Origin of the sequence: Tardiphaga sp. 839_C3_N1_4, from assembly GCF_051811045.1 — a bacterium.
Classification (GTDB): domain Bacteria; phylum Pseudomonadota; class Alphaproteobacteria; order Rhizobiales; family Xanthobacteraceae; genus Tardiphaga.
In genome coordinates this window covers 2161003-2181892 of sequence record NZ_JBPWQD010000001.1, presented here as the reverse complement: position 1 = coordinate 2181892, position 20890 = coordinate 2161003, and the positions used below count along the sequence as shown (strand labels likewise).

Sequence of the window (20890 nt, the reverse complement as noted above, 5' to 3'; positions counted from 1 at the left end):
TCTAGAATTCCGGTACGAGAAAGAGTGCGGCCAGCGGTGGAAGGGTCAGACTGAGTTCGGGGACAAGCCCCTTGGCAATGACTTCGCCCGAATTGCCGACATTGCTGCCGCCATAATGCGCGGCGTCGGAATTCAGAACCTCGCGCCAGGTGCCGGTGAACGGCACGCGAACGCGGTAATCACGATAGACGTTCGGTGAGAAGTTCACGACCACGAGGCACTGCGTCCGCGGGTTAGCGCCCTTGCGCAGCCAGGCGAAGACGTTGTTGCCGGCATCGTCGGTGATCATCCATTCGAAGCCGGCGGGATCGCAATCGAGTTCATGCAGTGCCGGCTGGTTGCGATACAGCTCGTTGAGATCGCGGATCAGCGAATGAATTCCGGCATGCTTGTCCTGCCCCAGCAGGTGCCAGTCCAGCGACGTGTCGTGATTCCATTCACGCTCTTGGGCAAATTCGCAGCCCATGAACATCAGCTTCTTGCCGGGATGTCCGAACATGAAGGCGTAATACGCACGCAGATTGGCGAACCGTTGCCAGTCGTCGCCGGGCATGCGGCCAAGGATCGATTTTTTGCCGTGCACGACTTCGTCATGCGATAGCGGCAACACGAAATTTTCCGAGAAGGCGTATTGCAGCCCGAACAGAATGTCGCCGTGCTGGAAGCGGCGATAGATCGGATCCTTGCTGATGTAATTCAGCGTGTCATGCATCCAGCCCATGTTCCACTTGTAGCCGAATCCCAGTCCGCCGAATTCGACGGGACGCGATACTTGCGGCCATGCAGTGGATTCCTCCGCTGCAGTGGTCGCATTTGGAAATTTGGCGAAGACTTCGGTGTTGAAGCGGCGCAGGAAGCTGACGGCCTCGATATTCTCGCGGCCACCATATTTGTTCGGAATCCAGGCGCCGGCTTCGCGGCTGTAATCGAGATACAGCATCGAGGCCACGGCATCGACGCGCAGCCCATCCACATTGTAGCGCTCGAGCCAGAACAGCGCATTGGACACCAGGAAGTTCACCACCTCCGTGCGCCCGTAGTTGTAGATCAGCGTGCCCCAGTCCATGTGCCGGCCCTGCAGCGGGTTGGCATGTTCATAAAGGGCAGTGCCGTCGAAATTGCCGAGGCCATGCGGATCGTCGGGGAAGTGCCCGGGCACCCAGTCGAGCAGCACGCCGAGCCCCTCAGCATGACAGGCGTCGATCAGCAACGCGAATTCTGCCGGCGTACCGAAGCGGCTGGTCGGCGCATACATGCCGGTCGGCTGATAGCCCCACGAGCCGTCAAACGGATGTTCGTTGACGGGCAGGAACTCCACATGGGTGAATCCGAGATCGCGAGCATAGCGCGGCAGCGTCTCCGCGAGGTCGCGATAGGTCAGCCATTCATTGTCACCCTTGCGGCGCCACGAGCCCAGATGCACCTCATAGATCGACATCGGCTTGTTCAGCGCATTGATGTGATCTGGGGCAGGGCGCGGTTGCGGGATCCTGGTTTCGTCGAGCACGATCGACGCCGTGGAGGGCCGCAGTTCGGCGGCGAAGGCCATCGGGTCGGATTTCTGCGTCAACTGTCCATGCGGGCCGATGATATCGAACTTGTAGTGATCGCCGGGCGTCGCGCCTGGGATGAACAGCTCCCAGTAGCCGGGGCCGCGCACGCGCATAGGATGACGCCGCGCGTCCCAGAAATTGAAATCACCGACCACGCTGACACGCCTTGCATTGGGTGCAAGCACGACGAAGCCGACGCCGCTGACGCCTTCAAGCACCATCGGATGGGCGCCGAGCTTGTCGTAGAGCCGCTGATGGGTACCTTCACCGAGCAGATAGAGATCGAATTCAGTCAGGATCGGCGGAAAACGATAGGGGTCCTCAAGATCGACGGATCTGTCGCCATAGCGCGCACGCAATTGATATTTAGTCGAGCCATTGGCCAGCGCGCCGACGAACAGCCCGGCATCATGCACACGCTCCAATGCGGTCGTCGCTCCGTGATCATCGATGGCATCGACCTTCACAGCTTCCGGCAGGAAAGCACGCACGACCGTCTTGTCGGCTTCCTTGTGGGGGCCGAGATAGTGAAATGGATCGGAGTGGCGGCCTTCGACGATTGCGTAAGCCTCGGCGGGCAAATTGGTCATACGGCTTCCTCAGAATACTGGTTCAGAATGCGCAGAATGCCAGTCAGTGGCACCCGCAGCCAATCTGGCCGATGCGCGAGTTCGTATTCGATTTCATAAAGCGCCTTCTCCAGAAGGAAGAAGTTCAGCATTTCTTTGGTGGCCCCCGCGTCTGCCGGCCACAGCCGCACATCCGTCATGGTCTCGCGATAGGCGTCAACGAATGCCATGGTGGCACGTTCCCGCCAGGCGTCCAGTGCGGCAGCCAGCTTGCCGGTTTCGTCCGAAGTGACCTTGAGCGCCCGTTCCAGCGCTGCCGTTGCGGAATAATCGATCGAGCGAATGAGCCCGGCGATATCACGTGCAGCGGGCGCCTTGCGGCGGCGCTCATCGATCGGCCTGCGCGGTTCACCCTCGAAGTCGATGATGAAGATATCATCCTTGACGATCAGCATCTGGCCGAGATGGAAATCTCCGTGATGGCGGATCTTCAGTCCATCGATATTCTCCGGCAGCAGCTCGGTCAGCCACCCCCGCAAGCCGTGGCGCAGTTCCAGCACCTGGTCGATCAGTGCGCGATCCGAATCCTTTGCAGCATTGCGACGTTGGGCGAGCGCACTGAATACCGGCTCGGCGCGCGTGACGATTTCGCTGATCCACAGTTTGATGTCGTCAGGCGACGTCGGCTCCGGCTTGAAATCCGGGATGTCGTCGCGGCTGGCCAGCGCCATCTGCATCTCGGCGACGCGGCGGCCGGTCTGCGACATATAGAGCAGATACGGCACCTGCTCTTCACTGTGCGGGGCGTGGTCATCCACCGCCAGCAGGCGCTGCTCATCGGCGAAACGGTCGAGATAGGCCGATGTCACCGTCCAGGCATCGCCCTGATTCTGGACGAAGGCATGCACGATGGCGACGGCGCTGCGTTGATCACCCTCGACCAGTTCGACGCTGCCAAGCAGAGCCGGCGTGTTGGTGAAGCCGGCGATGTCGGTCAGGAAGCGGCTGACCTCTATCTCCGGATTGATGCCGGCCTGCAGCTTGCGATAGATCTTCACCACATAGTCGTTATCGACCAGAGCGGTGCTGTTGGACTGCTCGGTTTCCACCGCACGGATATTCTCGAGCGAGGCAGCAGGCTTTTCGGCAAGCTTCGTGGTCGGCCGGAACTCAAGGCGATTGCCTTCTTCCTCGACCGTCAGCGATGTGCGCAGATTGTGCAGCAGCAGCGCAATGAAGATGTGGTCGGTGGCGACGTCGAGCAGGGTACCTTCGCGCGCGCCCTGACGAACCGCGGCAAAGGCTTTCGGATTGTAGCGTTCGCGGTCGAAGCGGGTCCACTCGATCTGCATGGGCAGCAGATAGCGCGTCGCCACATTGCGCTGCGTGGTCTGAAAAAACACCAGCCATGGACGGTTGTCGCCGATCTCGCAGAACGGAATCGCGCCGGTGAGTACGGGCTGGATCGCCTTTGGCTGTCGCTCCGGATACCAGCGGCTGCGTGCCAGGAAGGAAGGCAGCACGTCGCGCTCGAACACGCCGCGCGTACGGGCGAGAGTCATCCAGGTCGAACCAAGCGGCACCACCAGCGTTTCGAATTCTGGCACCACCGGCGGCTGCGAATGTTCGGAGACATCGCGGAGCTGCAGCTGGAACCAGTAGAAGCCGTAAGGCGCCAGCGTAATCATGTAAGGCAGATCGCCGATCGGCGGAAATTTGGTGCGGCCGAGCATTTCCAGTGGCACGCGTTCCTTCCACGGCGACAGATCGAGTTCGGTGGCCTGCGCTGCGCGCGACAGGTTGGCGACACAGAGGATCGCTTCGTCGCCGAGCTGGCGCACATAAGCGAGAACGGAGCGGTTGTCGGGGCGGATGAAGGTCATGGTGCCGCGGCCGAAAGCCAGCGTCGATTTCCTGACAGCAATGAGCCGCTTGGTCGCCGACAGCAGTGACGACAGGCTGCGCGACTGCGCCTCCACGTTCACGGACTCGTAGCCGTAGATCGGATCCATGATCGGCGGTGCATAGAGCCGCGCGGGATCGGCGCGCGAGAAGCCGCCATTGCGGTCCGGTGCCCATTGCATCGGTGTGCGTACGCCGTTGCGGTCGCCGAGATAGATATTGTCGCCCATGCCGATCTCGTCGCCGTAATAGATGATCGGCGTGCCGGGGAACGACAGCAACAGTGAATCCAGCAGCTCGATCTTGCGGCGGTCGTTGTCCATCAAGGGCGCCAGGCGACGGCGAATGCCGACATTGATGCGCGCGCGCGGATCGTTGGCATAGGTCGACCACAGATAGTCGCGCTCGACGTCGGTGACCATTTCCAGCGTCAGCTCGTCGTGATTGCGCAGGAACATCGCCCATTGGCAGTCGCCCGGAATGTCCGGCGTCTGCCGCATGATGTCGGTGATCGGGAAGCGGTCCTCCTGCGCCAGCGCCATATAGATGCGCGGCATCAGCGGGAAGTGATATGCCATGTGGCATTCGTCGCTGTTGCCGAAATATTCCTGCACGTCCTCCGGCCACTGATTGGCCTCCGCGAGCAGCAGCTTGCCCGGCGCATAGGCGTCGAGCTCGGCGCGCAGATGTTTGATGACCTTGTGCGTCTCCGGCAGGTTCTCGTTATTGGTGCCGTCGCGCTCGACAAGATAGGGGATCGCGTCCAGACGGAATCCATCGACGCCGGCATCCAGCCAGCGTTTCATTACCTGTACCACGGCGGAGACGACGCGTGGATTGTCGAAATTCAGATCCGGCTGATGCGAGAAGAAGCGGTGCCAGTAATAGGCCTTGGCCTCCGGATCCCAGGTCCAGTTCGACTTTTCGGTATCGGTGAAGATGATCCGGGTGCTTTGATATTTCTGGTCGGTGTCGCTCCAGACATACCAGTTGCGGGCGGATGAGCCTGCCGGGCTGCGGCGGGCGCGTTTGAACCAGTCGTGCTGGTCCGAGGTGTGATTGATGACGAGTTCGGTAATCACACGCAAACCGCGGCGCTTGGCTTCATGGATGAAGCGCTTGAAGTCCTTCATCGTGCCGAAGTCGGGATGGATCGAACCATAGTCGGCTATGTCGTAGCCGTCGTCGCGGCCAGGCGACGGATAGAACGGCATCAGCCAAATGGTGGTGACGCCGAGGTCCTGCAGGTAGTCCAGCTTCTCGGTCAGGCCGATAAAGTCGCCGATGCCGTCATGGTTGCTGTCAGCGAAGGTCTTCACATGCAGCTGATAGATGATGGCGTCCTTGTACCAGAGCTTGTCGATCTCCTCTGCGCGCTGTTTCGTTTTCGCGTCGATTTCGGTCATGACGTTCATTGGTGACGCTTTCAGGCGAGGCAACGGAAGAAGACGGCGGGATCGCGCTGGGGGTCGAGACGCAGGCGGATGCCGCCCCATTCGACGCCATGGCGCTCGCCGGTGATGATGTTTTCGACGGCGGCGACGTTGCGTTTCTCGCCATCGACCGTGACTTGCGTGTCGATCGGCAGCCAGAATTCATAGGGATCGCGCGACAGCGCGATGGCGCCGGCGACCGTATTGGTGCCGTCGACCGACTGCTTCACGAAGCCGATGATGTTGTCGTTGTCGACCGGCATGAAGCGCAGGTTTGACGTCTGCTGCAGCGCCGTGTTGGCGCGGCGCGCATGGTTCAGCGCGGTTATGTAGGGTTTGATATTGCCCGGCGCGTTCCAGTCGCGAGTCCTGATCTCGTATTTCTCGGAGTTCAGATATTCTTCCTTGCCCGGGATCGGCTCGTGTTCGAGCAGTTCGAAGCCGTTATAGATGCCGTAGGTCGACGACAACGCGGCCGCCAGCGCCACCCGCGCCTTGAACATCCAGGCTTCGCCGGATTGCAGGTGATAGGGCAGGATGTCCGGCGTGTTGACGAAGAAGTTCGGGCGATAGAATTCGCGCTCGGGATAGCCGCATAGCTCGTTGAGATACTGCTCGATCTCCCACTTCGCGGTGCGCCAGGTGAAATAGCTGTAGCTCTGCGAGAAGCCGAGCTTGGCGAGGCCCTTCATCAGCTTCGGACGCGTAAAGGCCTCCGCCAGAAACAGCGCGTCCGGATGCCTGATCTGCACCTCATGGATCGCCCATTCCCAGAACCGCAGCGGCTTGGTGTGCGGATTGTCGATGCGGAAGATCTTGACGCCCTGATCGCACCAGAACAGCAGCATGTCGCGGAGCGCGTTCCACAGCGATCCCGCATCCTCGCAATCGAAGTCGGGATTATGGATATCTTCGTATTTCTTCGGCGGGTTCTCCGCATATTTCATCGACCCGTCCGGCCGGCGCTTGAACCAGTCCGGATGCTCCTTGACCCACGGATGATCCGGCGAGCACTGCACGGCCACGTCGATCGCGACTTCCAGACCGTGCTCCTTGCACGCAGCGATCAGCGCATGGAAATCCTCCATGGTGCCGAGTTGCGGATGCAATGCGTCATGGCCGCCCTCGGCCCCGCCAATGGCATAGGGGCTGCCAACATCGCCCGGCTCGGAGGTCAGTGAATTGTTCTTGCCCTTGCGGTTGGTCTTGCCGATGGGGTGGATCGGCGTGAAATACAGCACGTCGAAGCCCATGGCCTGCACGTCAGGCAGGCGGGCGATGCAATCGCGGAACGTGCCGTGCTGGCCGGGCACCGTGCTCTGGCTGCGCGGCACCATCTCGTACCACGCGCCGTTGCGGGCACGTTCACGGTCGATCATCAGCGGCAGCAAAGGCGAGCGCGTCAGGTCCGGGCGTAACTGGGCCTCGGCCATGGCGGTGCGCAGTTCAGGTGACAGCAGCGGCTCATTGTCGCCGGTCTGCAGAAAATTCTCGCATTGCTTGACGATGAGCGTCGAAGCCTCTGGGCCGCCATTCTGCGCCTTGGTCATCAGGCCGGCGCCTTCCAGCGCATCCAGCGTGACATCCTGTCCAGCCTTCAGCTTCAGTTCGAAGCCGTGGCGCCAGGTCGCGAATTCGTCGGTCCAGGCCTCGATGGCATACACATAGCGTCCAATGCCATCGGGAATGAACGAGCCGCCCCAGCGGTCGTTGACCTCCAGCGTCATCGGGACCCGATTCCACTCGCGGTCCTGCTCACGGCGCCAGACGATGGCCGCGGCGATGATCTCGTGACCATCGCGATACAGGTCGGCATAGACCGAGACGGGTTCGCCCACGATGCGTTTGACCGGGAAGCGGCCAGCGTCGATGATCGGATAGATGTTTTCGATATGGAAAGCCCCGCCGATACCGGCGGTGTCCACGATTTGGGATGTTCTGTTCACGGTGATGCCATCATGAGGTGTCGTCCCTGTTCGATTTTTCAAAAAGAGACGGTGCGATCATATACAAAGCCCCGTGACAGGGGTTTGGTTCCCCATGGAACTCAGCTTAGATCGACGCGTTGAAATCGGCTATCCTCTTCCGCAAATTCAGAAATTTCCCAGCAACTTTCGATTGTTGCTCTGCAAACAGCGTGCCGAATGGACCTTTTCACCAAAGCTGCCGAACTCGGAATCCAGACCGGTTTTCATGACGGTCAGGGCCAGTGGCATACGACCAGCGAAGCCGCCCTGAAGATCATTCTGGACGCCATGCCGGTGCGCACGCCGCATCGGTTCGTCGAGAGCCCGGTCGTGGTCCGGGCCGGCGAGGGCGCCCGCACGGTTCTCAATGAGGCTGCCACGTTTCCCCTGACCTGGAAAATTCTCGACGGGGTTAAGGTTATCGCCGAGGGAACGACGGAGGGGCGCGAGATCACTTGGCCGCGCGATCTGCCGGTCGGTGTGCACAGGCTCAGGCTGGTCGACGCCAGGAAATTCCCGGATGAAGCGCCCTTCATCGTGGCACCGTCGAAGGCCTTTCCCGGCACCTTCGAACGCTCCTGGATTCTCGCCGTGCAGCTCTACGGCGTGCGCTCCGAGCGCAACTGGGGCATCGGCGATTTCACCGACCTGCAGGACCTGATCAGACTGGCCGCCGATATCGGCGCCGGCGGCGTCGGTCTCAATCCGCTGCATGCGCTATTCGATGACCGGCCGGCCGAATGCAGCCCTTATTCGCCGAACAGCCGGCTGTTTCTTAACCCGCTTTATATCGACGTCGAGGCGCTGCCCGAATATGCCGCAGGTGACAGCGGCAACAGGCTTGCCGATCTGCGCGCCAGCAAGTTCGTCGATTATGTCGATATCGCTGCGACGAAGTCGGCAGCGATGCTTGCCGCCTTTGAGACATTTTGTGCCGATCCGACTTCCGAGCGTCAGAAAGCCTTTGCCGCCTTCCGCGCCGAACGCGCGCCACTGCTGACGCGCTTTGCCTGTTTCGAAGTACTGCGCCATCAGCACCAGACCGCGTGGTGGGACTGGCCGTCGGAATGGCTGTTGCCCGATGATGCGACCTGCGAGGCTTTCCGCGCCGGGCCGGACGGCAAGGAAGTCGCTTATATCGAATATGTGCAGTGGAATGCTGACCTGCAGCTCAAGGCGTGTTTCGATCTGACCACGAAGCTTGGCATGCCCGTCGGCCTCTATCTGGACGTCGCCGTCGGCGTGCAGTCCGGCGGCTTCGATGCCTGGAACGAGCAGATCGCGATCTCGCGTCATCTCTCCGTCGGTGCGCCGCCTGATGGGCTGCAGCCCGCCGGACAGAACTGGGGTCTCGCGGGCTTCAACGCCGCAGGCCTCGAAGTGCAGGGCTTCGCGCCGTTCAAGGACATGCTGCGTGCCTCGATGCGCTATGCCGGCGCCATCAGGCTCGATCACGTGCTCGGTCTCAATCGCCTCTACGTCGTGCCGCACGGCTACGACGCTGATAACGGCGCCTATGTAAAGATGCCGCTGGAAGCATTGCTCGCCGTGACGGCGCAGGAGAGCGTCGCCAATCGCTGCGTGGTGATCGGTGAGGACCTCGGTACCGTGCCGGACGGCTTCCGCGATCATCTCGCATCCTGGGGTATCTGGTCGTATCTGGTGATGATGTTCGAACGCGACGAACGCTATGCGTTCAGGGGCGTTGATTATTACGCACCGAATGCGCTGGTGACCTTCAACACCCATGATCTGCCGACCTATGCCGGCTGGCGCAGCCTGCACGATCTGCAGCTGAAACGCTCGCTGGGCATTGATCCCGGCGAGAGCGACGATGCCCGCCGCTATGCGCTGCAGAAGCTCGGCGAGGCGCTGCGGGCGCAGGGCATCAATACCGAAGACTTCTACGCCGTCGCTCACTTTCTCGCGCGCACGCGGACCCGTTTGCTGGCCGTCGCGTTGGAAGACCTGTTGGGTGTGATTGATCAGCCGAATATTCCTGGCACCATCAATGAACATCCGAACTGGCGGCAGAGGCTGCCGGCCACGGTGGAGACCATGGCCACGTCGATCGATCGTGACGCGCTGCACATTGCAACCGCGGACAGGAGTTTGTCCGCATTGACGTAAATTTTGTCAGGTGGCGGAAAGACATTGTACAGCAATATCGAAGATTACGCGCTGATCGGCGATTGTGAGACCGCCGCTCTCGTCAACCGCAACGGATCGATCGACTGGCTGTGCTGGCCGGCCTTCGATTCCGACGCCTGTTTTACGGCGCTGCTCGGCACCAAGGATCACGGCCGCTGGCAAATCACGCCCGACGCTCCGATCACGGCATGCAAACGGCGCTATCGCGGCGACTCCCTCATCCTGGAAACCACGCTGGAGACCGACGGCGGCGCCATCACGTTGATCGACTTCATGCCGCCGCGCGGCGCCGCCTCCGACGTTGTGCGCATCGTCCGCGGCGATCGCGGCACGGTGACGGTCCGCATGGAACTGATTATCCGCTTCGGATTCGGCGCGGCCATCCCGTGGGTGAAGCGCGACAAGGATGGCGGAGTGCTGGCGATTTGCGGGCCCGACATGACCGTGCTGCATACGCCGGTCGAGACCCATGGCGAGAACCTCACGACCGTCGCGAAATTCGAAGTCAAACAGGGCGACAATATCCCGTTCGTGCTGACCTACGGACCGTCGCATCTCAAAGTGCCTGCGCCGATCAATGTCTACGAGGCGCTGAAGGACACCGAGGAATTCTGGAAGGAATGGAGCAGCCGCTGCACCTACAAAGGCGAGCACCGCGATCTCGTGATGCGCTCGCTGATCACGCTGAAGGCGCTGATCTATGCGCCGTCCGGCGGCATCGTCGCGGCGCCGACCACGTCGCTGCCTGAAAAGCTCGGCGGCTCCAGAAACTGGGACTATCGCTTCTGCTGGCTGCGCGATGCGACCCTCACGCTGCTGGTGCTGATGAACAGCGGCTACACGGATGAGGCGCGCGCCTGGCATCGCTGGCTGCTGCGCGCCGTCGCCGGCGCACCGGCCGAGATGCAGATCATGTACGGCATCATGGGCCAGCGCCGCCTGCTCGAATGGGAGGCCGACTGGTTGCCCGGCTATGGCGGCGCGCTGCCGGTGCGCGTCGGCAATGCCGCGCATGCGCAATTGCAGCTCGACGTCTATGGCGAACTGATCGATGCCTTCCATCAGACCCGCGTCGCCAAACTAGAACTCGATGGCGACACCTGGGCGGTCGAATGCGCGATTCTCGAACATCTCGCCTCGGTCTGGAACAAGCCCGATCACGGCATCTGGGAGCTCCGCGGCCCCGGCAAGCACTATGTGCTCTCGAAAGTCGGCTGCTGGGTTGCGTTCGACCGCGCCATCAAGAGCGCCGAGACCTTTAATCTCAAAGGCCCCGTCGACAAATGGAAGGAGCTGCGCAAGGAGATTCACCGCGACGTCTGCGAGAAGGGGTTCGATCCCCGCGAAAACACCTTCGTGGAATCCTATGGCTCGGACGTGCTCGACGGCGCCATTCTGTTGCTGCCGGCTCTGGGCTTTCTTCCGGCCGACGATCCTCGCGTGAAGGGCACGATCGCTGCGGTCGAGAAATATCTGATACGCGACGGTTTCGTGTTGCGCCACGATCCGCGCGGGGTCACCGGCGAGGCGCAGCCAGCCGAGGGCGCGTTTCTCGCCTGCAGCCTGTGGCTGGCCGAGGCCTATATCAAGATGGGCGAGATCGCCAAGGCGGAAGAACTCTTCAATCGCGTCGTCGCGATCGCCAATGATGTCGGCCTGCTGGCGGAGGAATATGACAGCGGCGTCAAACGCCAGACCGGTAACTTCCCGCAGGCGCTGACCCATATCGCGCTGATCGCCGTGGCGCATAATCTGGCGAGCGCCAAGCGCCCGCAGGAAAAGAAGGTGGAGCGGGCGAAGTAGGGCTCTTTCTTTTCCCTCCCTCAAGCGCGGCGTAGCCGGGCGCAGTGGGGAGGGTGGCTGGCCGAAGGCCAGACGGGTGGGGTGTGTCCATAAAACTCTGTCGCCTGCTGATAGACCCCACCCCGGCCTATCGGCCGACCCATGGCGGACGAATTCGTCCGCCAGACCCCACTGCGCTACGCTTGGGGGAGGGAGGCCATTAACGGCGGCGTTTTATTTATCCCCCCGCATTCCTCTTCAAAATCATCTCCACCGCTCCCGCAAAACCTTCCTCCTCATTCGATGTCGTCACATCCGTCGCCTGCGATTTCACATCGTCGCTCGCATTGCCCATGGCGATCGACATGCCCGACACCTTGAACATCGGCAGGTCGTTGCGCATGTCGCCGATGGTGGCGATGGCTTCAAGGGAGATGCCCAGCCGCTGCGCCATTGCCTGCACGAAGGTGCCCTTGTTCTGGTCAGGTGGCGTGATATCGAGATAATAGTTCTGCGAGCGCACGGCGACAGCCGTATCGCCCAGCGCCTTCTGCATGACGCCCTCGCAGCGTTCCAGCAGCGGGAAGTCGGCGCTCGCACCGACGATCTTGCAGGCCTTGGCGAGATAGGGCGAGAAGTCATCCACCATCACGGCCTCATGCTGGATGGTGTCGCGCTCATGCGGCACATATTTGCCGTCGTCGCGTTTGATCACCCATTCGTCATTGGTGAAAATCCAGATATCGACGCCGTGGTCTTCCAATACTTCGATGGCGCGCTTGGTGGCGGCCTCTGGGATCAGGTGCTGCACGATGGGATTGAGGTCGCCGTCCACCATTGAGCTGCCGTTGAACGGGCCGATCGGCAGCGTGATCCCCAGCGGCTTCACCAGGAAGCGCATGCCGACGGGCGGGCGGCTCGACGTGATCGTGAAGCCGATGCCGGCGTCTTCCAGTTTCTTCACGGCCGCCTTGGCCGTGTCGGTGAGGCGTTTGTCGTGGGTGACGAGTGTACCGTCGACATCGGACACCACGAGAGCGATCTTGGTCATGGTCTGATCCTTCAGGCCGGCAGTTGTTTGATGATGGCGGAGACGATGCCGTCGACATCGTCATCGATGGACACCTTGATCGGGCGCTCGACACGGCCGGGGACTTCCAGCGTCTTGAACTGGCTGTCGAGCAGCGTCGGCGGCATGAAATGATTCTTTCGCGCCGCCATGCGCTTGGCGATCAGCTCCCTGGAGCCGTCGAGATAGACGATGCGGATGTCGTCGCGGCCGTGCAACAGCAGATCACGATAGGCGCGCTTGAGCGCAGAACAGGCAACCACGATTTTCTCGCCAGACGTGGTGACGCGGTCGATTTCGTCGGCAATGCTCTGCAGCCAGGGCCAGCGATCGTCGTCGGTGAGCGGCTGGCCGGCACGCTGCTTCTCGATATTCGCCGGCGGATGAAAATCATCGCCATCAGCGAAACGCCAACCGAGACGATCCGCCAAGGCCTTTCCGATCGAACTCTTGCCCGAGCTCGAGACGCCCATCACCACCAGAGCCTTGGGTACTATAGTTTTGGGCACGGTGTCAGCCACGCGCGTCGTCCGGGAGGGCGGCCTTGTCGCACAGCCACACGGTTTCGCCGTCCGACCGCGCGCGATTGGCTGGCAGATCCTCGCCCTTCAGCACGCGCGTCAGGATCGCGCGCTTGTCCTCGCCGCTCATCAGGAACAGCATCTCGCGGCTTGAGGCCAGTGCCGGCAACGTCAGGCTGACGCGCGGCACGAACGGCTTCACATGCGCTTCGGGCACGCCGACCACCCAGCGATCTGTCACCGCGATGGCGGGATAGCTTGGAAATAGCGACGCCACGTGGCCGTCGGGGCCGACGCCGAGCAACACCAGATCGAACAGCGGTTTGGCTTTATTGAGCTTGTCGGTGCCGTAGAAAGACTGCAGATCGCGCGTATAGAGCGCGGCGGCTTCATCCGGATTGGCCGCGTGGGTCTTGATCGGGTGCACATTCGCAAGTGGTGCGCATGCATCCAGAAATGCAGTGCGCGCCATGCTCATGTTGTTGAGTGGATCGCCTGACGGTACGAAGCGGTCGTCGCCGATGAACCAGTGCACGCGATCCCAGGGGATTTCGCTGCGGTAAGGCTCGGTGGCGAGAAGTTCATAGAGACGCTTCGGGCTCGATCCGCCGGTCATGCAGATGGCGATGCGGCCGGGATTGGCCTCGATGCGCTCGACGAGACGTTCGGCCGCGGCCTCGGCGAGGGCCACTGCATCCTCGACCACGACGATATGGCGATTGGGCGCTGTCATGGCGTCAGCTCAGCACGCGCCAGCTACGACCGTCGCGCTTGAGCAGGTCGTTGGCTTCCTCGGGACCTTCGCTGCCGGCGTTGTAGGTCTTCAGCCCATCCTTGCCGGCCTTCTTCCAGGCATCGAGGAACGGCTGCACGGCGCGCCAGCCGGCTTCCACGCTGTCGGCGCGCTGGAACAGGATGTTGTCGCCGATCATGCAGTCATAGATCAGCGTCTCGTAGCCCGTGGCTGGTGCAGCCTGGAAGTAGTCCTTGTAGCGGAACTTCATCTCGACGCCGTCGATCTCCACGGCCGGACCGGGCACCTTGGTGTTGAACTTCAGTGAGATGCCTTCGTTCGGCTCCACGGCGATGACGAGGAAGTTCTCGGCGAGACTTTCCACCGACATATCGCGGAACATGGCGAAGGGGGCCTGCTTGAACTTGATCGCGACTTCGGTGCGCTTGATGCCGAGTGCCTTGCCGGTACGCAGATAGAAGGGAACGCCGGCCCAGCGCCAGTTGTCGATCGACAGCTTCATCGCTGCATAAGTCTCGGTGGTGCTACCCTCCTTGACGTCCTTGGTCTTCAGATAATCACCAATGTCGGCATCGCCGACATGGCCGGCGACATATTGCGCGCGCACCGAATTCTGCAGTGCTTCGGCCTCGGTCTGCGTGGTGACGGCGGCGAGCACTTCCGCCTTCTCGGAGCGAACCGCATTGGCCTCAAACCGCGCGGGGGGCTCCATCGCGACCAGCGATAGCAATTGAAACAGATGGTTCGGTACCATGTCGCGCAGCGCACCTGTGGCGTCGTAGAACGAGCCGCGATGGCCGACGCCGAGTTTCTCGTCCACGGTAATTTGCACGTGATCGATATGGTTGCGATTCCAGATCGGCTCGAACATGCCATTTGCAAAGCGCAGCACCAGGATGTTCTGCACCGTCTCCTTGCCGAGATAGTGATCGATCCGGTAGATCTGCTGCTCGTTCATCAGGCCGAGCAGTTCGTTGTTCAGCTTCTTCGCGGATTCGAGGTCCGTGCCGAACGGCTTCTCGACCACGAGGCGACGCCAGGAGCCGTTCTCCTTCAGCATGCCGGTGCGGCCGAGCTGGCGCGCGATCGGCGCGAAGGCGGACGGCGGCGTTGCTAGATAGAACAGGCGATTGCCCCCGGTGCCGCGCGCTTCCTCGAGTTTGTCGAGCTGTTCGCGCATGCGATCGAAGGATTCCGGCTCGCTTGGATCGGCCTCGATGCAGGTGACGCAATTGAGCAGCTTCTGCGCGATGGCGTCATCAACCGGGCGCGTCGCATATTGCTTCAGGCCCTTCATCAGGTCGTCGCGGAGTTCCGCGCCAGTCATGTCCTTGCGGGCGATGCCGACGACGCAGAACTTCTCCGGCAGAAGATCGGCCGCCTGCAGATTATACAGCGCCGCGATGACCAGCCGGTGGGCGAGATCGCCGGTGACGCCGAAGATCACGAATGCGCAAGGATCTGGCTTCTTCTTGGATTTGGCAGGGCCTGGAGCTTGTATCTCGGTCATGCGGGCTACGCCTTTGGTTTGATGATATCAGGCGCGTCCTGCCGTTTTGGATCCGGATGCTGATCAGGCTCTTTGTGGCCGCCGAAACCGGCGCGCATCGCGGATAGAATCTTCTCTGCAAATGTGTGCTCCTTGCGGGAGCGAAACCGCGCAAACAGCGCAGCAGTCAGAACCTCGGCGGGGACAGCCTCGTCGATGGCGGCATTCACCGTCCAGCGGCCTTCGCCGGAATCCTCGACGAAGCCGGAATAGGTATCGAGCGTCTCGTTCTTGGCGAGCGCCATGGAGGTGAGGTCGAGCAGCCATGACGGGATCACGCTGCCGCGGCGCCAGACTTCGGCGATGTCAGGCAAATTGAGATCGAAGCGATGCGCTTCCGGCAGCGCCTCGATATTGGCATTCTTCATGATGTCGAAGCCTTCGGCATAGGCCTGCATCAATCCGTATTCGATGCCGTTATGGACCATCTTGACGAAATGCCCGGCGCCGACCGGGCCCGCATGGATGTAACCGTTCTCGACGCGAGGATCGCTGTTATCGCGGCCCGGCGTGCGCGGGATGTCGCCGATCCCCGGCGCCAGTGTCTTGAAGATCGGATCGAGACGGTCGACCACTTCCTTGTCGCCGCCGATCATCATGCAATAGCCGCGCTCAAAGCCCCAGACGCCGCCGGATGTGCCGACGTCGATATAGAACAGGCCCTTTTCCTTCAGCGCCTGGCCGCGGCGGACATCGTCCTGCCAGAACGTGTTGCCGCCATCGATGATGGTGTCGCCGGGCTCCAGCAGCCTGGTCAGCGCATCGATGGTGGTCTCGGTGATCTTGCCGGCGGGCAGCATCACCCAGACCGCGCGCGGCTTGTCGAGCTTCTTGACGAAATCTTCCAGCGACGATCCGCCGGTGGCGCCTTCGGAGGCGAGGCCTCTGACGGCTTTGGCGTCCTTGTCATAGACGACGGCGGTGTGACCGTTCTTCATCAGGCGGCGGACAATATTTCCGCCCATTCGGCCGAGACCGATCATGCCGAGCTGCATTGTGTGATGTCCTTTATTAATTGCGCATGACCCGAAGCAATGTCCGGGCCATGCGGGTCGTCGTTTAGTTCAATGCGGCAGTAATCGCCTTGTCGAGAACAGCAAGTCCGGCCTTGAGATCGCCCTTGAGATGGACGCGCAAGGCGCGGCGGTTGCGATCGGTCAGCACGCCGAAGTCACCACGCGCCTGTGCCGCCTTGATGACACCGAACGAGGCGCGGTAATCGGGAATGGCGAGATCCTTGGCATCGTCCGCGGTGATCTGCAGGAATACACCGGTATCCGGCCCGCCTTTATAGGCCTGGCCGGTGGAATGCAGGAAGCGCGGTCCGAATTCGGCGCAGGTTGCCACCTTCTTCTTGTCACGCACCGCCATCCGCATCTGCTGCAGCGTGTCGATATGCGCGCCGTCGCGTTCGACATAAGCGAGCAGGGCGATGTAGTCGCCGGGCGTCACGCGGCGGAAATGCGCCTTTAGCCACGAGGTCAGATCGCCATCGGCGCCGGCCTTCTTCAGCAGTTCGGCATTGCTGTCGTCCGTATAGAGATCGGCCTCTTTCGACGACACCACCGGCGTCTCCGGCGGCAGCGAACCGGTCTTCTCGAACGCTTGTGTCAGCTCGCGTGTCTTGATCTTGGCGGCTTCCACATCCGGCTGGTTGAACGGATTGATGCCGAGTATGGAGCCGGCAACGGCCGTCGCGATCTCGAAGCGGAAGAATTCCTGGCCGAGATGGTCGATGGACGGCATCACGATGCGCGCAACGGGATGACCGGCTTTCTCCAGCGCCGCGAGCTTGTCGTCATGTACCTTGTCGTCCTCGCCCGATGTGCGCAGGTCGATGAAGAACCGATCCGTGCCATAGACGGAGGGCTCGCCAAGCGTTTCGCCATCGATCGGAATCAACCCCTTGCCATCCTTGCCGGTGGATTCGGCGATGAGCTGTTCGGCCCATGCGCCGAAATCGGCGATTTTCTTCGATGAGAGGATGGTGACCTTGTCGCGGCCATCGAGCCCGGCATTGCCCATGGCGAGGCCGAGCTGCACGCCGGGATTTTCAGCGGGCGGCACGTCGGGTCCGCAGGAGCGGACCATCGACAGCGTCAGATCCAGCAGTTTGGTAAGATCGACACCCGCCGCAGCGGCCGGCACGAGGCCGAACGGCGACAGCACCGAGTAGCGGCCGCCGATGGTCGGATCGCCATGGAAGATGCGGGCAAACTTTTGCGTCTTCGCGACCTTCTCCAGCGACGAGCCGGGATCGGTGACGGCGACAAAGTGCGAACCGGCCTTGTCGGCGCCGACCGCCTTGGTCACCTCGTCGAAGAAATAGTTCTTCATCACATTCGGCTCGGTGGTGCCGCCGGACTTGCTGGAGACGATGAACAGCGTCGAGGCGATCTTCACGGCTTTGCCCATGGCCGCCACCTGTGCGGGATCGGTCGAATCCAGCACATGCAATTTCGGGAAGCCCGAGACCTTCGCAAAAGTCTGCGCCAGCACTTCCGGCCCGAGGCTCGAGCCGCCCATGCCGAGCACCACGGCGTCGGTGAATCCCTGCGCCTTCACCCATGTGGCGAAGTCGGCATAATCAGCGAGCTTGGCCTTCTCGGCAGAAGCGCTGTTCAGCCAGCCCAGCCACTTGTCTTCATCGGCGCCGGTCCAGACCGATTTGTCCTTGTGCCAGAGCCGGCGGATCTTCGCCGAACCGCGCCACTCTTCGGTGGAGGTTGCGACCTTCTTGGTGATGCCGTCGCCGAGTGCCAGCTTCTGCGATCCGATCCCGTTACCCAGCGACGTCGCGCGCTTGTGCGCCACCGCGCCATACAGCTTGTCGGCCGCATCGGCGAACAGCTTGACGCCGTCGATCACCAGTTCGGTGGTGATCTTGTCCAGCGAAATGCCGGTCTTGGCGAGATCAGCCAGCACCTTCTTCGCGTCCTCGACATTCTCTTCGAGGCTGTCGCGCACTTCGCCGTGGTCGCGGAAGGCGTCCAGCGTGGCGGGTGGCACGGTGTTGACGGTGTTCTTGCCGATCAGCTCTTCCACATAGAGCGTGTCGCGATAGTCCTTGCTCTTCACGCCGGTGGAGGCCCAGAGCAGGCGCTGCGGTTTGGCGCCTTTGGCCTCGAGTTTTCCCCAGCGCGGGCCGGCGAACAGTTTCAGGTATTCCTGATAGGCGAGTTTCGCATTGGCGATGGCGACTTTGCCCTTGAGGTCCTTGAGCCGCGCCTTCTCCGAGGGATCATTGGCCTTGGCGATCCTGTCGTCGAGCTGCTTGTCGACCTGTGCGTCGATACGGCTGACAAAGAACGAGGCGACGCTCGCCACATGCGAGGGATCGCCGCCCCCGGCGACATACTTTTCGAGACCGCTCAGATAGGCTTCGGCGACCTCGACATAGGTCTTCTGCGCGAACAGCAGCGTCACATTGATGCTGATGCCTTCGCCGATCAGTTGCTGGATCGCGGGCAGGCCCTCCGGCGTCGCCGGCACCTTCACCATCAGGTTCGGGCGCTTGACGCTTGCCCACAGGCGCTCGGCCTCGGTGACCGTGCCCTTGGTGTCATTGGCGAGATAGGGCGAGACTTCGAGGCTGACAAAGCCATCGTCGCCCTTCATCTTGTCATAGACCGGCTTCAGCACATCGGCGGCGTGCTGGATATCCTCGACGGCAATGTGCTCGAACAGGTCGGCAGGCGACTTGTCGCCTGACTTCAGCGCCTCGGCAATCGGGGCATCATATTCGTCCGAACTTCCGATCGCCTTCTCGAAGATCGCCGGGTTCGACGTCACGCCTTTCACGGCGTCGGTGTCGATCAGCTTCTTGAGGTCGCCTTTGGCGACGAAGCCGCGGGCGAGGAAGTCCAGCCAGACGGCCTGACCATGGGATTCGAGTGCTTTGACGGGATTCATGATGCCTTGTTCTGCTTACAATTATCAAAAGGCCGATCGCCGCGCGAAACGTCCGCGGCCCGGTTCCAATGATCGCCCCAAACCCATACGCATGGCAAGCCGAACGGTTCCATTCTGGTCGTGGGAGCCGGATCGCAATTCCGTGTTTGGCCAGAACGGTGCGTGAAATGACGATTGTGTAAATTTTGTGCGTCGGTTTTGTGGGGTATTCGCGCGGGCGACTGCGGTGCAGTGAGATACGGATCGCGAACCTCTCCGCGTCATGGCCGGGCTTGACCCGGCCATCCAACTTCCTCCAGCGGACATAAAGATGGATGCCCGGGTCAAGCCCGGGCATGACGAGTTCTAATTTCCAACATGCTCGTCCGAAGCGATGCCTAAGGCCGGATATACAGATAGCCCTGCGACTGCAGCTCTGCGATTTTGACCACACCGCCGCGGTCGGCGATGGTGAAGCCCGGCAGCAGGCCGTCCAGCGTCACATCCTGCGCCTTCATGGTGTTGCTGCAGGCGGCCAGTTGCAGGCCGGTCTTGGCGAATTTACCGATCCGCGCGGTAATGTCGGGATTGGCGGAAGCCCGGGCAAATGACTTCAGCGCCGGGCCGAGCACGACCAGCGCGATGGTAACGTTGTCGGGGCCGCCGACGCCGTCGAAATGATTCTGGATATTGCCGAGGGCGAAATTCACCCGGTCGGCATCGGCGAGATGATAGACCACCTTGAGCTTGGCGGGCGGCTTCTCGTCGGCCGTCACGGCATTCGCTCGCGATGCCAATAGTCCCGCGCCGACCGACGACAGGGCGGTCCACAATAGGCTGCGTCGATTCATGGTTCGCTCCGATTTGGCGTCAATCACGCTCACTTGCTGCGCATCGCCGCGAGTTCCTTGCGGTCCGTGATCAACGATTCACACTCCTTCAGGTCCGTGCGGTCGAGCCGGAAAATCTTGTCGTCCTCGCCGCCGGTGAGCGCGTCGGTGCCGGGTTCTTCATCGGGCTTGCTGTTCTGCCAGATGCGTACGCGCTCGACGCGGACCAGCGTTGCGTCGATGTCTTTGGCCAGGCCGATCGCAATGCCGCCGCCATCGCAATCGACACTACATGCGAATTTCACTTCCTGGCCCTTGTCGGTGTCCTGGATCTGGCCGCAGGAGCCGCTGGAATCCCAGTCGCCTTTGCGATGGTGATATTTGAATCCGAGCCGAAACGAGTAGGGCGTGTAGCTTTCTTCAGGCGGATGCCCGGCGACGACCAGCAGCTTCATGGTGCTGACCTTCTGTTTGGGATGCCGTGCCAGATGCTCGGCGTCGTAACGCCGGACGAAGCAGGCATAGGTCAGCTTCGGACCCAGCGGGCCGCCAAACATGCGCTTGTTGAATTCGGCTGCCTTCACCGCATCGACCTTGGCCGGCTCGTCCTCGGCACGAGCCAGCGGGCCGCTCATGATCAAAGCGGCAGTGAGAACCACAAGGGACAGCGCACGGATGGTCATCGACGTCTCGCAAGGTGAGGCGGCCCGGTGCGGGCCAGTTCACCTTGGTCGCGTCAGAAGCGGGATGCGTTCAATCGACGCTGGGCGCGGTCGATGCACTCCCTCGCCCCGCACTTGCGGGGAGAGGGTGGGGTGAGGGGCTTTTGCTGAGCTTCACCTCTAACTCCCCCTCACCCGGAGCCGTCGCTGCGCGCCGACTCCGACCTCTCCCCGCAAGCGGGGCGAGGTTCAGAAAG

General features: G+C 61.7%; 13 protein-coding genes. 2 read left to right on the top strand and 11 right to left on the bottom strand.

Annotated features, from left to right (window positions below):
* Position 1: 1 nt before the first annotated feature.
* Genes glgB through AB8A38_RS10525 form a run of 3 tightly spaced genes read right to left on the bottom strand, consistent with a single transcriptional unit; the run spans position 2 to position 7403 of the window.
* The gene (gene glgB / locus AB8A38_RS10535; RefSeq protein WP_439085940.1) at positions 2 to 2143 is read right to left on the bottom strand and encodes a 1,4-alpha-glucan branching protein GlgB; all 2142 of its coding nucleotides are present in this window, start codon (positions 2141 to 2143) and stop codon (positions 2 to 4) included.
* Positions 2140 to 5439 (bottom strand): maltose alpha-D-glucosyltransferase, encoded by a 3300-nt coding sequence (treS, locus tag AB8A38_RS10530; RefSeq protein WP_439085939.1) that lies wholly within the window; start codon positions 5437 to 5439, stop codon positions 2140 to 2142. Before treS ends, glgB begins: the two co-directional genes overlap by 4 nt.
* A gap of 11 nt (positions 5440 to 5450) precedes the next feature.
* Positions 5451 to 7403 carry an alpha-1,4-glucan--maltose-1-phosphate maltosyltransferase gene (locus tag AB8A38_RS10525; protein ID WP_439085938.1) on the bottom strand — a complete coding sequence of 651 codons (1953 nt, stop codon included), beginning with the start codon at positions 7401 to 7403 and terminating at the stop codon, positions 5451 to 5453.
* 198 nt (positions 7404 to 7601) lie between these two features.
* On the opposite strand from AB8A38_RS10525, the gene malQ reads away from it, so the two are divergent.
* Positions 7602 to 9554, top strand: a complete 1953-nt coding sequence (gene malQ / locus AB8A38_RS10520) for a 4-alpha-glucanotransferase (RefSeq protein ID WP_439085937.1) — start codon at positions 7602 to 7604, stop codon at positions 9552 to 9554.
* Between the two features lie 24 nt (positions 9555 to 9578).
* Complete coding sequence (locus tag AB8A38_RS10515; protein WP_439085936.1) at positions 9579 to 11378, top strand: glycoside hydrolase family 15 protein; 1800 nt, start codon at positions 9579 to 9581, stop codon at positions 11376 to 11378.
* Between the two features lie 217 nt (positions 11379 to 11595).
* On the opposite strand, the gene AB8A38_RS10510 is transcribed toward AB8A38_RS10515, so the two are convergent.
* The 8 genes from AB8A38_RS10510 to AB8A38_RS10475 all read right to left on the bottom strand — a co-directional run bounded on the left by AB8A38_RS10510 (position 11596) and on the right by AB8A38_RS10475 (position 20654).
* On the bottom strand, positions 11596 to 12408 hold the full coding sequence (locus AB8A38_RS10510; RefSeq protein ID WP_439085935.1) for an HAD family hydrolase: 813 nt from the start codon (positions 12406 to 12408) through the stop codon (positions 11596 to 11598).
* A gap of 11 nt (positions 12409 to 12419) precedes the next feature.
* Positions 12420 to 12899: a gluconokinase gene (locus tag AB8A38_RS10505; RefSeq protein ID WP_439088494.1), complete on the bottom strand. Its 480-nt coding sequence runs from the start codon at positions 12897 to 12899 to the stop codon at positions 12420 to 12422.
* 40 nt (positions 12900 to 12939) lie between these two features.
* Complete coding sequence (pgl, locus tag AB8A38_RS10500) at positions 12940 to 13680, bottom strand: 6-phosphogluconolactonase (protein ID WP_439085934.1); 741 nt, start codon at positions 13678 to 13680, stop codon at positions 12940 to 12942.
* Between the two features lie 4 nt (positions 13681 to 13684).
* Complete coding sequence (zwf, locus tag AB8A38_RS10495) at positions 13685 to 15211, bottom strand: glucose-6-phosphate dehydrogenase (protein ID WP_439085933.1); 1527 nt, start codon at positions 15209 to 15211, stop codon at positions 13685 to 13687.
* A 5-nt stretch (positions 15212 to 15216) separates the two neighbouring features.
* Positions 15217 to 16245 carry a phosphogluconate dehydrogenase (NAD(+)-dependent, decarboxylating) gene (gene gnd, locus AB8A38_RS10490; RefSeq protein ID WP_439085932.1) on the bottom strand — a complete coding sequence of 343 codons (1029 nt, stop codon included), beginning with the start codon at positions 16243 to 16245 and terminating at the stop codon, positions 15217 to 15219.
* Positions 16246 to 16309: 64 nt separating this feature from the next.
* On the bottom strand, positions 16310 to 19162 hold the full coding sequence (locus AB8A38_RS10485) for a bifunctional transaldolase/phosoglucose isomerase (protein ID WP_439085931.1): 2853 nt from the start codon (positions 19160 to 19162) through the stop codon (positions 16310 to 16312).
* A gap of 377 nt (positions 19163 to 19539) precedes the next feature.
* Positions 19540 to 19992 (bottom strand): DsrE family protein, encoded by a 453-nt coding sequence (locus tag AB8A38_RS10480; RefSeq protein WP_439085930.1) that lies wholly within the window; start codon positions 19990 to 19992, stop codon positions 19540 to 19542.
* A 29-nt stretch (positions 19993 to 20021) separates the two neighbouring features.
* Positions 20022 to 20654 carry a hypothetical protein gene (locus tag AB8A38_RS10475; RefSeq protein WP_439085929.1) on the bottom strand — a complete coding sequence of 211 codons (633 nt, stop codon included), beginning with the start codon at positions 20652 to 20654 and terminating at the stop codon, positions 20022 to 20024.
* Positions 20655 to 20890: the final 236 nt, after the last annotated feature.